Genomic DNA, 15,065 nt, shown 5'->3' with positions numbered 1-15,065 from the left:
AATATGGTTGCGGGAGCCGGATTTGAACCGACGACCTTCGGGTTATGAGCCCGACGAGCTACCAGGCTGCTCCATCCCGCGTCAGTGGATGCGCATTCTACGGAATTCCGAGTTACTGTCAAGCATTACTCTATGATTTCTCGCAGGTTTTTTTGAAGACAAGAAAAAAGGCCACTGTATCAACAGTGGCCTTTTTCTGAATCTGGTTGCGGGAGCCGGATTTGAACCGACGACCTTCGGGTTATGAGCCCGACGAGCTACCAGGCTGCTCCATCCCGCGCCTGTGAGATCGAATTCTACGGAAATCCTCTGGTATGTCAAGCGCTATTTTTGGAAAACCCTTTTTTGTTCAATCTCTTAGCGTTTCAATAAAGCTTGCAGCTCAGCAAGTACGGGGCTTGCATTGGATTGGACGGCTTTCCGACTGTCCGGCGCTGGAACACACGTCGAGTCGTCGGTAGTATCTGTATGAATTTACAGTGCCGACGGTCATCCATGCCCTTACGCAAGATCATCCACATCGACTGCGATTGTTTCTACGCCGCGATCGAAATGCGTGACGACCCGCGATTGGCGGGGCGCCCGATGGCTGTGGGCGGGTCGCCGGAGCAGCGCGGGGTGATCGCGACCTGCAATTATGAGGCACGAGCCTATGGCGTGCGTTCGGCCATGTCGTCGCGTCATGCGCTCAAGCTTTGCCCAGACTTATTGATCGTCAAGCCCCGCTTCGAGGCTTACCGCGAGGCCTCGCGGGAAATACACGCCATCTTCCGCGATTACACCGACCTGATCGAACCGCTGTCACTGGACGAAGCCTACCTTGATGTCAGCGACAGCCAATGGTTCGCTGGCAGCGCCACGCGTATTGCCGAAGATATTCGCAAGCGAGTCGCCCGAACGCTGCATATCACCGTCTCGGCTGGCGTGGCGCCTAACAAATTCCTGGCCAAGATTGCCAGCGACTGGCGCAAACCCAATGGTTTGTTCGTGATCACCCCCGATCAGGTGGAGGCGTTCGTCGAAGCGTTGCCGGTCGCGAGGCTGCACGGCGTGGGCAAGGTCACTGCGGATAAGCTGACGCGCCTGGGTATCGAAACGTGTCTGGAGTTGCGTGAATGGTCGCGTTTGGCGCTGGTGAAAGAGTTCGGCAGCTTCGGTGAGCGCTTATGGGGGCTTGCACGGGGTATAGATGAACGGATCGTACAGAATGACAGCCGGCGTCAGTCAGTGAGCGTGGAAAACACCTATGATACTGACCTGCCGGATCTGGAGAGCTGCCTGCAGAAACTGCCCGAGCTGCTCGAGAGCCTGAACGTACGTATTGCCCGCATGGATAGCAGTTACCGGCCAGACAAACCGTTCGTGAAAGTAAAGTTCCATGATTTCAGCCAGACCACCCTGGAGCAGGCGGGTGCTGGTCGTGATCTGGAAAGCTATCGCCAATTACTCAGCCAGGCATTTGCCAGGGGCGGCAAGCCAGTGCGGTTGTTGGGTGTGGGGGTGCGATTGCGTGATCTGCGTGGGGCGCATGAGCAGTTGGAACTCTTCCCGCCGCAGTGAGCGAGGGGGAGGGGCCGCAAGGCAGCCCCACCAGGTTTACTGCACGCCTGGATCGGCCACCAGTCGCCCGGTGTCCTTGGTCAGTGCTTGCAGGAAGTCCCGCTGCAGCTCCGGATCGTTGCGGGTCAGCTCGATCAGGCTCTGCTCCAGCTCGCTGGCTTCCTCTTCCAGGCCCAGCTCTGACAGGCGTTTGACGCGATGCACCCATTGGCCAACGTCGTCGCCCTCGAGGTCATCGAAGATCAGCTCGTGGGCTTCGAGCAGTTTGCCGCGCAGGTTGCTGCTGACGAGCAGGCTGGCATCTCCACGCACGCCATTGTCCTCGTCAGCCACATGCAGGTGCAGGGTGCCGATGTGGTTGAGGTTCTGCTCGGAGAACGGGCTGTCGAGCAGGTTCAGGCGTAGCACACCGTTATGATCGGTGGTCAGCTCGTGGGTCAGCTTGCCGGCCTTGACCTCGACCAAGCGCTCGCTCCAGGGCAGGCTGGTGTACTCCTCGCGCTTGTCCTTTTGCACTTCGCTGATCCCGGCCAGGTTCTGCTGCGCGCGACCATTGGACGGCGCGTTCATGAACGGGTTGATCCCGGCCAGGCCGTAGCTGAGCCAATCATGGGTAACGCTTTCCGGCAGGGTGCCCAGGGCGAACACGTTGACCACGTTGGCGCCGACACCAGCCACTACGGCTACCGCGCCCAGGGGGATCTCATAGATCTCCCGCCAGGGCTGGTAGGGCGTGTAGCGGTCGTAACGGCGAGTGACTTCGAACTCGGTGACTTCGAAGCGCTTCTGTTCGTGGATGCGCACGCGCCGCTGGGGAAGCTCCATCACCTTGGGCTCGCCCACGTCGATTTGCAGGGTATGTTCGAGCAGCTTGCGCTCGGCGCGCTCCTCATGCTCGCTGCGCTGGGACATCTGGTTGGCGCAGCCGCTGACGAGCAGGGCGCCGCACAGTGCGGCACCCCCCAGGGTAAAGGTACTTCTGGACATGATCACTCGTGCATTGGGCTATCAGCGACGGATGCGGGCTTGCAGGAAAGTCAGCACTTCGTTGACCGCCAGAGGCTGGGCCTCTTGCTCGGTGCGGTGCTTGTATTCCAGGTTGCCCTCGGCCAGGCCGCGGTCGCTGACCACGATGCGGTGAGGGATGCCGATCAGCTCCATGTCGGCGAACTTGATGCCAGGGCTGGTCTTCTTGTCGCGATCGTCCAGCAGGACTTCGAAACCGGCGGCGGTCAGCTCGGCGTACAGCTTGTCGGTGGCCTCGCGGACGGCGTCGGTTTCGTAGCGCAGCGGCACCAAGGCGATCTGGAAAGGCGCCAGGGCGTCGTTCCAGATGATGCCTTTGTCGTCATAGCTCTGCTCGATGGCAGCGGCGACCACGCGGGACACGCCGATGCCGTAGCAGCCCATGGACAGGGTCACCGGCTTGCCGCTCTCGCCCAGTACCTGGCACTTGAGCGCCTCGCTGTACTTGGTGCCGAGCTGGAAGATGTGACCGACTTCGATGCCGCGCTTGATGACCAGAGTACCCTGGCCGTCCGGGCTCGGGTCGCCTTCGACCACGTTGCGCAGGTCGGCGACCTGAGGGACTGGCAGGTCACGTTCCCAGTTGACGCCGAAGTAGTGCTTGTCGTCGATGTTGGCGCCGATACCGAAGTCGCTCATCAGGGCGACCGAGCGGTCGATGATGCATTCGAGTGGCAGGTTCAGTGGGCCCAGGGAGCCTGCGCCGGCGCCGATGGCGGCGCGCAGGTCGGCGTCGGTGGCCATGACCAGCGGGTCGGCGACCTGTTCGAGCTTGGCGGCCTTGATTTCGTTCAGCTCATGGTCGCCACGGACCACCAGGGCGACCAGCTTGCCTTCCTCGGCGCCACGCACGATCAGGGTCTTGACGGTCTTTTCGATCGGCAGGCCGTAGTTCTCGACCAGTTGAGCGATGGTCTTGGCATCCGGGGTGTCGACCAGGCGCAGCTCCTCGGTCGGTGCTGGGCGAACGGTTTCGCGCGGGATGGCTTCGGCCTTCTCGATGTTGGCGGCGTAGTCGGAGCTGTCGCTGAAGATCACGTCGTCTTCGCCGGACTCGGCCAGAACGTGGAATTCATGGGAATAGCTACCACCGATGGAGCCGGTGTCTGCCTGCACCGGACGGAAGTCCAGGCCCAGGCGGGTGAAGATGTTGGTGTACGCCTGGTGCATGCGGTCGTAGGTTTCCTGCAGGGAAGCCTGGTCGGCATGGAAGGAATAGGCGTCCTTCATGATGAACTCGCGGCCACGCATCAGACCGAAGCGCGGACGGATCTCGTCACGGAACTTGGTCTGGATCTGGTACATGTTCAGCGGCAGCTGTTTATAGCTGGACAGCTCGTTGCGTGCCAGGTCGGTGATGACCTCTTCGTGGGTCGGGCCAACGCAGAAGTCGCGGTCATGGCGGTCCTTCAGGCGCAGCAGTTCAGGGCCGTACTGTTCCCAGCGACCGGACTCCTGCCACAGCTCGGCGGGCTGGATGCTGGGCATCAGCACTTCCAGGGCACCGGCGGCGTTCATTTCCTCGCGGACCACGGCTTCGACCTTGCGCATCACCCGCAGGCCCATCGGCAGCCAGGTGTACAGGCCGGAGGCCAGCTTGCGGATCATGCCGGCGCGCAGCATGAGCTGGTGGCTGATGACCACTGCATCGGCAGGGGTTTCTTTCTGGGTGGCGAGCAAATATTGACTGGTACGCATGGTGGGCCGTGTCGATTGCCTAAGACGTTGAAATGACCCCGCATTGTACGGGGGCGGAGCGAAGGCGTACAGGATGCCCCAGGGCGGGGCGCTTGTCAGCCAAGAAAAAGCCCGGCGAGATCGCCGGGCTTTTTCGGTGCGGGGCAAATGCAAGCCGGGGCTTACAGGATGCTCAGCGGGTACTCGACGATCAGGCGCAGTTCGTCCAGCGAGCCGGAGTAAACCTTGTCGGAAGAGCGGTAGGTGGCTTGGCGGACGCGGAAGCTCAGGTCCTTGGCAGGGCCTTCCTGCAGCACGTACTTGACGGATACGTCGCGTTCCCACTCTTTGCCGTTGTTGGTCTCGCCGGTGTTCGCGTCGGTACCGCGGACATAGTTGGCCATGAAGGTCAGGCCTGGGATGCCGTATTCGGCGAAGTTCAGGTCGTAGCGAACTTGCCAGGACTTCTCGTCTTCGGCGTTGAAGTCGGAACGGGCAACGGAGTTGGCCAGGAAGATGGAGCCGCCGCCGTCGATGCCGTAGGCGTATTCACCGTCGCCGGTGATCTTCTGGTAGGCCAGGGTGAAGGTGTGTGCGCCAATGTTGTAGGCGCCGGAGAGGCTGTAAGCGCGGTTGTCGAGCTTGTCGCCGTCCGCTGTAGCACGATACAGGTCGTCGCCTTCGCTCTTGGTGTCATAGATGTTGAAGTCGAACACCAGACCTTGCGAATCGGAGATCGGCAGTGCCCAGTTGAGGTTGCCGTAGTACTTGCGCCAGTAGTCCTCGACCTTGGAGTAGTAGAGAGTGGTGCTCAGGTTGTCGGTAAAGGCGTAAGTGCCACCAAAGACATCGGCGCTCTTCAAGCCGCGGCGGCCGACACCATCGCTGATGCTGTCGCGGTCGCTCTGGTCCTGTGCGGTGATGCTGGTGAAGCGACCGGCTTGCAGGGTCAGACCTTTGATTTCGTTGCTGGTGACGAGCGCGCCTTGTGCAATTTCAGGCAGCAGGCGGCTGTCGTCGGTCGCGAAGACCGGCATGGCGGTGAACTGGTCACCCACTTTCAGCACGGTGTCGGAAATACGGAACTTAACCGCGCCGCCCGCTTTGGAATAATCGTCCTGGGAGCGATTATCGGAACCGGTTGGGAACAGGCCCGAACCCGAATAGCCGCGGCCGCTGTCGAGCTTGATGCCCAGCATGCCGATGGCGTCGAAGCCCACGCCGACGGTCCCTTGGGTGAAGCCCGACTCGAAGGTGCCGACGAAGCCTTGGCCCCATTCGCGCACGTCGTGGCGCAGACCTGCAGCTTTGTTCGCAGGCGACTCGCTGTCGCGGCGGTCACGGCTGAAGTACAGGTTACGCATCTTGACGGTCAGTTTGCTGTCATCGACAAAGCCCTTGGCTTCATCCTGCGAAGAAGCTACTGCCAACTGCGAGGTCCCTGCCGCAACGGCCAGGGCGATCATGCTCCACTTCATCACGCGCATCGTGATTTGCTCCTTTGGTTTTTAGGAAGTACCGCTTCGCCCTGGTTTTTTAGTTATAGGGCGAGCTCTTTCTTGTTATGTCGGCGAAAATTTATATCACGCTGACTCTTCTTGGCGACACTGAAAAAACAACCTTTAGGGAACTTTTTCAATATGTCGCGTTTGGCTATTTCCATGTCGCAAATTACGCCCAGTTTCGGGGCGTCTAAACGCCAGCGCTGTAACAATTCTGTAAACACACCTGGCTGGTGGAACAACCTGGGTATCCTTGCCGCTTTTTTATCTGTCCCGTGCACAGGGTGCCTTGAGACTTGGTCGGATTGGAATGCAACAAGCGTGCTCAAAATCACGATTTGTTCATGAATTTTTCACAGTCGTTCAGGCAGGCGCGTAGAAAGTCCGAAAACACGGGGTGGAAACTGTCTGATGGTGTGCCAAGGGGAACGTTTGCGTTGGCCAAAAAAGCTACCTTAAAAGTCAAGGTGTTACCGGGGAGTGTTAATCCGGGTACAAAGCTGTGGGGTGTGTCGTGTGTCGCGGCCCCTTTTTGGTGCGAAAAGTAGCGCTGTGTTACCGGTAGGTGCGTGGAGCGAGAAAAACACGGCGGGTAGGCAGCGGCATTTCATGCTGGCAGGGGGCAAGCAGGGTATCCTTGACGCATTTCGTCGCTTGCAGTTGGGCGGTTCGTCTTTTGAGGAGGTATGCCGTGTTCGTTCTGGATTCGCGTTTGCAGCAGGATTCCCTGGTGCTGGGAGATTTTCCGTTGTGCCGCTTGCTGCTGAGCAAGGATGCCAACTACCCCTGGTTTATCCTGGTGCCGCGCCGCGCCGATATCAGCGAGCTGTTCCAGTTGAGTGAGGCCGACCAGCAGCAGCTCTGGAAGGAAACCACGTACCTGGCCGAGGCACTCAAGGACAGTTTCGCCGCCGACAAGCTCAACGTCGCGACCTTGGGCAATGTGGTCAGCCAGTTGCACATGCACGTGATCGTGCGTCGACGCGACGATGCAGCCTGGCCTGCGCCAGTGTGGGGGCGGGTACCTGCCATCGAGTATACGGCCGAACAGGTCGAGGCGATCCGTCAGCGTTTGCGGGCGGTGTTGAGCGATGACTTCCGGGAGGTTTGAGGTTATGTCGCTGGAATTACGCGTCATCGAACTGGAAAGCCGTCAGGCGTTTCAGGACGACACCATTCAGGCGCTGAACGATGTGCTGGTCGAGCAGGGGCGGGTGATCGAACGCCTGCAGTTGCAGATGGCGGAGCTGATCAAGCGATACGAGGAAGTGGTGGGGCAGTACGGTGGCGAGGGGGAGCAGGCGCCGCCGCCTCATTATTAAGGAAGGCGCCCCTGGTGCGGCGAGACCCGCTGCACCAGGGGCCTCCTGGGATCAGCGGCGAGAAACCGCGACCACGTCTTCGGCCTGCAGGCCCTTGTCGCGGTGCATCACCGAGAACTCAACGCGCTGCCCTTCTACCAGCACGCGATGGCCCTCGCCGCGTATCGCGCGAAAGTGCACGAAGATATCGTCGCCGGAGTCACGGGAAATAAAGCCGAAGCCCTTGGAGGTGTTGAACCACTTCACCGTGCCGGTATCTCGTTTGCCCGCATCTTGAGGGATGCCTTGGCTGGTGCGCGGTTTCGTGATGCTGCGGGCGAAGCCTGTGCCAAGGTGCAAGGCGACGGCCAGCGTTGCGCAGAGCAGGGCCGGCAGGTCGCCCAGCTCCGGGCGCGCCAGCACGGCGATGGTCTGCAGGATCACGGCCAGCACCAGCAACGCGCACGCCAGCGATTGCAGTTGTTGGCGGGCGCCTTTGTAGTAGAGCGGCAGCGCAGGTGCCAGCAGCAGGTTGAGCAGGCCGAGCAAAGCCAGGTAGACGGCTTCAGGTTGCTCCAGGAACGGGGTTGCATCGGTTTTCAGGCTGGGTATGAGCGACAGCAGCAAAGCTGCCACGCCCGTCACCAGATGGACGATCTTGAACATTTGAGTTGGCTCACATTGATAAGGCCGATCACAGGAAGAGCTGGACGTGCGGTGCGCAGATACAAGGCGCGATCACGCAACTGGCCAGCCTATGCACCCGGCAATGACAGTCCGCACGGGTGGCACGGTGCCTATTTAACAGCAAAGGCAGGGGGTTCTCAAACCGCGGGGCGACGGCTTGTCCTGTGTCACGGGCAGGTGTGGGCGGGTCTGATACAGTTTCTGATGCCCGCTTGATGACCAAGCCTTATGGAAAGGGGAACTTCATGGCAATCGATATCGGTATCAGTGAAGAAGATCGCAAGTCCATCGTCGATGGGCTTTCCCGTCTGTTGTCGGATACCTATGTGCTGTATCTGAAAACCCATAACTTTCACTGGAACGTCACCGGTCCTTCGTTCCGCACCCTGCACTTGATGTTCGAAGAGCAATACAACGAACTGGCCCTGGCGGTCGACTTGATCGCCGAGCGTATTCGTGCGCTGGGTTTCCCTGCGCCGGGGTCCTATGCCTTCTATGCACGTCATTCGTCTATCAAGGAAGAAGAGGGCGTGCCGCCCGCTGAAGAAATGATCCGCCAACTGGTCCAGGGGCAGGAGGCGGTGGTGCGCACGGCGCGCAGCATCTTCCCGGTTGTCGACAAGGTCAGCGATGAGCCGACTGCCGATCTGCTGACCCAGCGCATGCAGGTCCATGAAAAAACCGCCTGGATGCTGCGAGTATTACTCGAAGAAAAGTGATCGCATGGTTGTAGGTTGTGTCGGCCCGACCCCGTCCAGGTGTCGGGCCTTTTGTTTGCGCACGGAAAGCTTTGCCACTGCTTTGAAGGGCCCGACAGCGCTTTATTGATCTGCCCGGTAGCGCATGGGCGCTCGGGATTTTCCAGGCAATGGAGTGGTGTGGTGGAAGTGATGCAACAAGGTAGGCAAGGTGCTTGCCAGGGGAAATGGCCGGGCAAACAGTGCATTGACCCGTTCCGAACAGATTTCGACATGATGCAGGTCCAGCCGGTTTCCCGGTCGGTCCGGCTCAATGGCTTTGCCACCTGCCTGCGGCTGGAAGTGGTCTACTGGCGCATCCTCGAGCGTATCGCCCAGGCCAACCAGTGCACGGTAAGTGCTGTGCTGTCCTATGTGGATCGGGAGGTCCACTTGCGTCATGGCGGGGTTCGTAACTTCAGTGGGTTGGTTCGGGTGATCTGCGTTACCTGGTTGCTCGATCCGCCTTGAATACGCTGATCGCCGGGCGGGCTGCGCAGCTCTTCTTAACCATATATAATCCCGCTTTTTACTGCCCCGGCAGTCAGCGTTGTGGTTGACGAGAGACACCCCCATGCCCCTTTATGACTATCAATGTGCATCCTGCGATCACCGGATGGAGGTGTTGCAGAAGATCAGCGCCGCGCCACTGACCGACTGCCCGGCGTGCCAGGCCCCCGCGCTGAAGAAGCTATTGTCCGTGCCTGGTTTCCGCCTGAGCGGCAACGGCTGGTACGAGACCGATTTCAAGACCGGGGCGAAGAAGAATCTGGCAGGCGGCGACAAGGCCGACTGAGTTGAATAGCAGTGACCGGGTCTTGCAGTATTAGCCCCTTGGGTGACCAAGACCTCCACCGAATACACGAATCACGAGAAGCGAAACCACCATCATGATGCGCAGCCATTATTGCGGCCAACTGAACGAGAGCCTGGACGGCCAGGAAGTCACCCTTTGCGGCTGGGTCCATCGTCGCCGCGACCACGGCGGGGTGATCTTCCTCGACATCCGTGACCGCGAAGGCATGGCCCAGGTCGTCTTCGACCCGGATCGTGCCGAGACTTTCGCCGCTGCCGACCGTGTGCGCAGCGAGTACGTCGTGCAGATCACCGGCAAGGTGCGCTTGCGCCCGGCTGGCGCGGTCAACCCGAACATGGCGTCCGGCGGTATCGAGGTGCTGGGCTATGAGCTCCAGGTGCTCAACGAGGCGGAAACCCCGCCCTTCCCGCTGAACGAATTCTCTGATGTGGGCGAGGAAACCCGCCTGCGCTACCGCTTCATCGACCTGCGTCGCCCGGAAATGGCCGACAAGCTGCGTCTGCGTTCGCGCATCACCAGCAGCATCCGCCGCTACCTGGACGAGCACGGCTTCCTCGACGTCGAGACGCCGATCCTGACCCGCGCCACGCCGGAAGGCGCGCGCGACTACCTGGTCCCGAGCCGCACCCACGCTGGCAGCTTCTTCGCTCTGCCGCAGTCGCCCCAGCTGTTCAAGCAACTGCTGATGGTCGCCGGCTTCGATCGCTACTATCAGATCGCCAAGTGCTTCCGTGACGAGGACCTGCGTGCCGACCGTCAGCCGGAATTCACCCAGATCGACATCGAGACCAGCTTCCTCGACGAAGCCGAGATCATGGGCCTGACCGAAGGCATGATCCGCAAGCTGTTCAAGGAAGTCCTGGACCTGGAGTTCGGCGAATTCCCGCACATGACCTACGAAGAGGCCATGCGTCGCTACGGCTCCGACAAACCAGACCTGCGTATTCCGCTGGAGCTGGTCGATGTTGCCGACCAACTCAAGGACGTGGACTTCAAGGTCTTCGCAGGTCCGGCCAACGATCCGAAGTGCCGCGTCACCGCGCTGCGCCTGCCTGGCGGTGCCAGCATGCCGCGCAGCCGCATCGACGAATACACCAAGTTCGTCGGCATCTATGGCGCCAAGGGCCTGGCCTACATCAAGGTCAACGAGCGCGCCAAGGGCGTCGAGGGCCTGCAGTCGCCGATCGTCAAGAACATCCCTGAGGCCAACCTGAACGTGATCCTCGATCGCGTTGGCGCCGTTGACGGTGACATCGTGTTCTTCGGTGCCGACAAGGCCAAGATCGTCAGCGAAGCCCTGGGCGCGCTGCGTATCCGTCTGGGTCACGACTTCGAGCTGCTGACTTGCGAGTGGGCGCCGATGTGGGTCGTCGACTTCCCGATGTTCGAAGAAAATGACGATGGCAGTTTCAGCGCGCTGCACCACCCGTTCACGGCGCCCAAATGCTCGCCTGAACAGCTCGAGGCCAACCCGGGCGTCGCGCTGTCGCGCGCCTACGACATGGTCCTCAATGGCACCGAACTCGGTGGCGGCTCGATCCGTATCCACCGCAAGGAAATGCAACAGGCGGTCTTCCGTCTGCTGGGCATCGGTGCCGAAGAGCAGCAGGAGAAGTTCGGCTTCCTGCTCGACGCCCTGAAGTTCGGTGCACCGCCTCACGGTGGCCTGGCCTTCGGTCTGGACCGTCTGGTCATGCTGATGACCGGCGCCCAGTCGATCCGCGAAGTGATCGCGTTCCCGAAAACCCAGAGCGCCGCGTGCGTCATGACCCAGGCCCCAGGCCTGGTGGATGCCAAGGCCCTGCGCGAGCTGCACATCCGTCTGCGTGAGCAGACCAAGGTCGAGTAACCGATCAGGGCGCGTCCCTGACGGGGGCGCCCACGCGCTTCGGCGCAGTTTTCTCGCGTTCCGCCCTTCGGGGCGGAACCTGTTTCTGTTTCAAGGATTCGGAGTCGTTATGGCTGGTCATTCCAAGTGGGCAAACATCAAGCACCGCAAAGAGCGCCAGGATGCCAAGAGAGGCAAGGTCTTCACCAAGTGGATCCGCGAACTGACCGTCGCTGCCAAGCAGGGTGGGCCTGACCCGGCTTCCAACCCGCGTCTGCGTCTGGCCCTGGACAAGGCCCTGGGTGCCAACATGAGCCGCGACATCATCGATCGCGCCGTGGCACGTGGTGCGGGCACCAACGAAAGCGACAACGTCGAGGAGCTCAGCTACGAAGGTTACGGCCCCGGTGGCGTGGCGATCATGGTCGAGGCCATGACCGACAACCGCAATCGCACCGCAGCCGCTGTACGCCATGCGTTCACCAAGTGCGGCGGCAATCTCGGCACCGATGGCTCCGTTGCCTATCTGTTCGAGCGCAAGGGGCAGATCAGCTTTGCCCCGGGTCTGGATGAAGAAGCCCTGATGGAAGCCGCCATGGAGGCCGACGCCGACGATGTGGTCGCCAACGATGATGGCTCCTTCGATGTCTTCACCTCGTTCAACAGCTTCTATGCCGTGCGTAACGCCCTGGAAGAAGCCGGCTTCAAGGCTGCCGATGCCGAGATCGTGATGCAGCCGACCACCAGTGCCGAGCTGGATCAGGAGGGGGCGGAGAAAGTCCTCAAGCTGATCGACATGCTCGAAGACCTGGACGATGTGCAGAACGTCTACTCCAACGCCGAGATTTCCGACGAGATCATGGAGAAGCTCGGCTAAGGTGTTCTGGCAACCGCTGCCAGCTCTGTAAGCTTGTCGGCGCCCACGTCGGCCTTTCGCGGATGAGTCCGCTCTCACTGGTATGGCACCGCAATCGAAACCGGTGCGGTACCTGGGGGAGCGGATTTGTCCTCGAAAGGAGCGATGCAGTCGCAAACATGCCTCCTTTCAACGACAGGCCTTATGACTCTGATTCTTGGTATCGACCCCGGTTCGCGCATCACAGGTTTCGGTGTGGTGCGTCAGACGGCTCGCGGCTGCGAGTACGTGGCGTCTGGCTGTATCCGCACAGGCAGCGGGGAGTTGCACGAGCGGCTGCAGGTCGTGTTCCGTGGGGTGAGTGAGATCATTCGCCAGCACGGGCCGGTGACCATGGGCATCGAGCGGGTGTTCATGGCGCGTAATGCCGATTCGGCCCTCAAGCTCGGGCAGGCGCGTGGCGCAGCGATCGTCGCGGCTGCCGAGGCGGGTCTCGAGATAGCCGAATACAGCGCCAGTCAGGTCAAGCAGGCGGTGGCTGGGACCGGTGGCGCCAACAAGGAGCAGGTGATGTTGATGGTCATGCACCTGTTGAAGCTGACGCAAAAGCCGCAGGTGGATGCCTCCGACGCCCTGGCCATTGCCCTGTGTCATGCCCACACCCGCTCCAGCCTCATCCCCCACGGATTGACCACGGCCCGGCGACGCGGTGGACGCTTGCGTCTGTAGCCGCTTCATGCGCTGATACATATTTTGTGCGGGGGGAACAGCCTCCCTTTGCATTTGCTGATAGGGTGGGCCGGTTTCTGACCGGCACCCGAAGGAAAGGATCGGAACGTGATTGGACGTTTGCGCGGCACCCTGGCGGAAAAGCAGCCGCCGCACCTGATAGTCGATGTCAATGGCCTGGGCTATGAGCTGGAGGTGCCAATGACTACCTTGTACCGGTTGCCGAAAGTCGGTGAGCCGGTCACGTTGCACACCCACTTGGTGGTGCGCGAGGACGCTCATCTACTCTATGGCTTTGCTGAAAAGCGCGAGCGCGAACTGTTCCGCGAGCTCATTCGCCTCAATGGCGTCGGGCCGAAGCTGGCCCTGGCGCTGATGTCGGGCCTTGAGGTCGATGAGCTGGTGCGCTGTGTGCAGGCTCAGGACGCTTCGGCGCTGGTGCGTGTGCCAGGGGTTGGCAAGAAGACCGCCGAACGCTTGCTGGTGGAACTCAAGGATCGCTTCAAGGCGTGGGAAACGTCCCCCGCAATGTTCACCCTTGTCTCTGATGGCCCCATGCCTGTGAGCAGTGCCTCCAATGCCGAAGCCGATGCGGTCAGCGCTTTGATTTCCCTGGGCTACAAGCCCCAGGAGGCGAGCAAGGCAGTGGCTGCCATCGAGGGCAAGAGCGGCCTGAGCAGCGAGGAGCTGATTCGCCGCAGCCTTAAAGGAATGATCGCCAAGTGATCGAGACCGACCGACTGATCGCCGCCAGTGGCCGCGATCGCGAAGAAATCCAGGACCGTGCGATCCGCCCCCTGAGCCTGGACGAGTATATCGGCCAGCCAGTGGTGCGCGAGCAGATGGCGTTGTTCATCCAGGCGGCGCGCGGTCGCAACGAATCGCTTGACCACACCTTGATCTTCGGCCCGCCGGGCCTGGGCAAGACCACGCTGGCCAACATCATCGCCCAGGAAATGGGCGTGTCAGTCAAGAGCACCTCGGGGCCAATTCTGGAGCGCCCGGGCGATCTGGCTGCAATGCTGACCAATCTGGAGCCCCATGACGTGCTGTTCATCGACGAGATCCATCGGCTGTCGCCGGTCGTCGAGGAGGTGCTCTATCCGGCGATGGAGGACTTCCAGCTGGACATCATGATCGGCGAGGGACCGGCTGCGCGTTCGATCAAACTCGACCTACCACCGTTCACCTTGGTGGGTGCCACCACCCGTGCCGGCATGCTGACCAACCCGCTGCGTGATCGCTTCGGCATCGTTCAGCGCCTGGAGTTCTACAGCAACAAGGACCTGGCGACCATCGTCAGCCGCTCGGCCAACATCCTCGGGTTGTCCATCGAGGACCAGGGGGCCTATGAGATCGCCCGTCGTGCTCGTGGCACCCCGCGTATCGCCAACCGCCTGTTGCGTCGCGTGCGCGATTATGCCGAGGTGCGCGGCAAGGGTCAGATCACCAAGGCGGTGGCGGACATGGCGCTGAACCTGCTGGATGTCGATGAGCGTGGCTTCGACCACTCCGACCGTCGCCTGCTGTTGACCATGATCGAGAAGTTCGATGGCGGCCCGGTGGGGGTCGACAACCTGGCCGCGGCCATCAGTGAGGAGCGACACACCATCGAGGACGTGCTCGAGCCGTACCTGATCCAGCAGGGCTACATCATGCGCACGCCACGCGGGCGCGTGGTCACTCGTCATGCCTACTTGCACTTCGGCCTGAACATTCCGGGGCGCTTCGCCGAGGGCGGAGAATTTTCCGATCCCGATGAATGACAGATCGAATCGGGGTTTTCGTGGTCCTACCGCTGGCACGCTCTCGGCGCGCTGGCAATAAGACATTATCGATGCAAAAACAGTTGCCTGGGCGGATTGGCAAGCTGAGGAGTAAGCACTAGAGTATGCGCGCGCAAAATGGCCTGGAACCGTTCGCTCACCGCTGTCGCGTCTATTACGAGGACACCGACGCCGGTGGCGTGGTGTATTACGTCAACTATCTGAAGTTCATGGAGCGGGCGCGTACCGAGCGGCTGCGGCACCTGGGGTTTTCCCAGTCGGAGCTTGTCGGCCAGAACCTGTTGTTCGTGGTTCATTCCAGCGAAGCGCGTTACCACGCGCCGGCGCGGTTGGACGACGAGTTGCGGGTGACCGCGCAAGTGCTTGAATTGAACCGCGCCAGCCTGCGCTTCGTGCAGCAGGTCTGGCGGGAAAAGGATGAAACACTGCTCTGCGAAGGGCAGTTCCTGGTGGCCGCCGTGCGCGCCGACACTTTCAAACCCCGGGCCATTCCCCCAGAACTGCGCGACGCCTTCCTGGCGGACGGCACGGGTACTCAATCGAACGCAGGAGAATAAG

General features: G+C 61.0%; 16 protein-coding genes and 2 tRNA genes. 12 read left to right on the top strand and 6 right to left on the bottom strand.

The window, feature by feature from the left end; translation table 11 throughout:
- Positions 1-4: 4 nt before the first annotated feature.
- Positions 5-81 (bottom strand) — tRNA-Met (locus IEC33019_RS17740).
- A 122-nt stretch (positions 82-203) separates the two neighbouring features.
- Positions 204-280, bottom strand: a tRNA-Met gene (locus IEC33019_RS17735).
- A gap of 215 nt (positions 281-495) precedes the next feature.
- Here IEC33019_RS17735 and dinB point away from each other — a divergent pair.
- Positions 496-1,560 (top strand): DNA polymerase IV, encoded by a 1,065-nt coding sequence (dinB, locus tag IEC33019_RS17730; protein WP_070094214.1) that lies wholly within the window; start codon positions 496-498, stop codon positions 1,558-1,560.
- 36 nt (positions 1,561-1,596) lie between these two features.
- On the opposite strand, the gene IEC33019_RS17725 is transcribed toward dinB, so the two are convergent.
- From IEC33019_RS17725 to IEC33019_RS17715, 3 genes are all read right to left on the bottom strand, one after another.
- The gene (locus tag IEC33019_RS17725; RefSeq protein ID WP_099594200.1) at positions 1,597-2,550 is read right to left on the bottom strand and encodes a hypothetical protein; all 954 of its coding nucleotides are present in this window, start codon (positions 2,548-2,550) and stop codon (positions 1,597-1,599) included.
- A gap of 18 nt (positions 2,551-2,568) precedes the next feature.
- On the bottom strand, positions 2,569-4,284 hold the full coding sequence (locus IEC33019_RS17720) for a proline--tRNA ligase (RefSeq protein WP_070094212.1): 1,716 nt from the start codon (positions 4,282-4,284) through the stop codon (positions 2,569-2,571).
- Positions 4,285-4,445: 161 nt separating this feature from the next.
- Positions 4,446-5,750 (bottom strand): OprD family porin, encoded by a 1,305-nt coding sequence (locus IEC33019_RS17715; RefSeq protein ID WP_070094211.1) that lies wholly within the window; start codon positions 5,748-5,750, stop codon positions 4,446-4,448.
- A 706-nt stretch (positions 5,751-6,456) separates the two neighbouring features.
- Here IEC33019_RS17715 and IEC33019_RS17705 point away from each other — a divergent pair.
- Positions 6,457-6,876, top strand: coding sequence for an HIT family protein (locus tag IEC33019_RS17705; protein WP_070094209.1), 420 nt, complete (start codon positions 6,457-6,459; stop codon positions 6,874-6,876).
- Positions 6,877-6,880: 4 nt separating this feature from the next.
- Positions 6,881-7,087, top strand: a complete 207-nt coding sequence (locus IEC33019_RS17700) for a SlyX family protein (protein WP_070094208.1) — start codon at positions 6,881-6,883, stop codon at positions 7,085-7,087.
- Between the two features lie 51 nt (positions 7,088-7,138).
- Here IEC33019_RS17700 and IEC33019_RS28015 read toward each other — a convergent pair whose 3' ends face one another.
- Positions 7,139-7,732 carry a cold-shock protein gene (locus tag IEC33019_RS28015; protein ID WP_070094207.1) on the bottom strand — a complete coding sequence of 198 codons (594 nt, stop codon included), beginning with the start codon at positions 7,730-7,732 and terminating at the stop codon, positions 7,139-7,141.
- 266 nt (positions 7,733-7,998) lie between these two features.
- Between IEC33019_RS28015 and IEC33019_RS17690 the strand changes: the two genes are divergently transcribed.
- The 9 genes from IEC33019_RS17690 to ybgC all read left to right on the top strand — a co-directional run bounded on the left by IEC33019_RS17690 (position 7,999) and on the right by ybgC (position 15,064).
- Entirely contained in the window at positions 7,999-8,472 is a 474-nt protein-coding gene (locus IEC33019_RS17690) for a Dps family protein (protein WP_070094206.1), read from the top strand.
- Positions 8,473-8,643: 171 nt separating this feature from the next.
- A complete protein-coding gene (locus IEC33019_RS17685) occupies positions 8,644-8,961 on the top strand; it encodes a ribbon-helix-helix domain-containing protein (RefSeq protein ID WP_254170861.1) in 318 nt (105 codons plus the stop codon).
- A gap of 103 nt (positions 8,962-9,064) precedes the next feature.
- A complete protein-coding gene (locus IEC33019_RS17680; RefSeq protein WP_043209521.1) occupies positions 9,065-9,286 on the top strand; it encodes an FmdB family zinc ribbon protein in 222 nt (73 codons plus the stop codon).
- A 94-nt stretch (positions 9,287-9,380) separates the two neighbouring features.
- Entirely contained in the window at positions 9,381-11,156 is a 1,776-nt protein-coding gene (aspS, locus tag IEC33019_RS17675) for an aspartate--tRNA ligase (protein WP_070094205.1), read from the top strand.
- A 109-nt stretch (positions 11,157-11,265) separates the two neighbouring features.
- Positions 11,266-12,012, top strand: a complete 747-nt coding sequence (locus IEC33019_RS17670; protein ID WP_070094204.1) for a YebC/PmpR family DNA-binding transcriptional regulator — start codon at positions 11,266-11,268, stop codon at positions 12,010-12,012.
- Positions 12,013-12,195: 183 nt separating this feature from the next.
- On the top strand, positions 12,196-12,720 hold the full coding sequence (gene ruvC, locus IEC33019_RS17665; RefSeq protein ID WP_070094203.1) for a crossover junction endodeoxyribonuclease RuvC: 525 nt from the start codon (positions 12,196-12,198) through the stop codon (positions 12,718-12,720).
- A gap of 108 nt (positions 12,721-12,828) precedes the next feature.
- Entirely contained in the window at positions 12,829-13,446 is a 618-nt protein-coding gene (ruvA, locus tag IEC33019_RS17660; RefSeq protein WP_070094202.1) for a Holliday junction branch migration protein RuvA, read from the top strand.
- Positions 13,443-14,486, top strand: a complete 1,044-nt coding sequence (gene ruvB, locus IEC33019_RS17655) for a Holliday junction branch migration DNA helicase RuvB (RefSeq protein ID WP_070094201.1) — start codon at positions 13,443-13,445, stop codon at positions 14,484-14,486. The genes ruvA and ruvB overlap by 4 nt, the downstream gene beginning before the upstream one ends.
- A 125-nt stretch (positions 14,487-14,611) precedes the next feature.
- Positions 14,612-15,064 carry a tol-pal system-associated acyl-CoA thioesterase gene (gene ybgC / locus IEC33019_RS17650; RefSeq protein WP_070094200.1) on the top strand — a complete coding sequence of 151 codons (453 nt, stop codon included), beginning with the start codon at positions 14,612-14,614 and terminating at the stop codon, positions 15,062-15,064.
- Position 15,065 lies beyond the last annotated feature (1 nt).

Source organism: Pseudomonas putida, from assembly GCF_002741075.1.
Taxonomy (GTDB): domain Bacteria; phylum Pseudomonadota; class Gammaproteobacteria; order Pseudomonadales; family Pseudomonadaceae; genus Aquipseudomonas; species Aquipseudomonas putida_T.
This window is presented reverse-complemented; position numbering and strand designations above follow the sequence as displayed.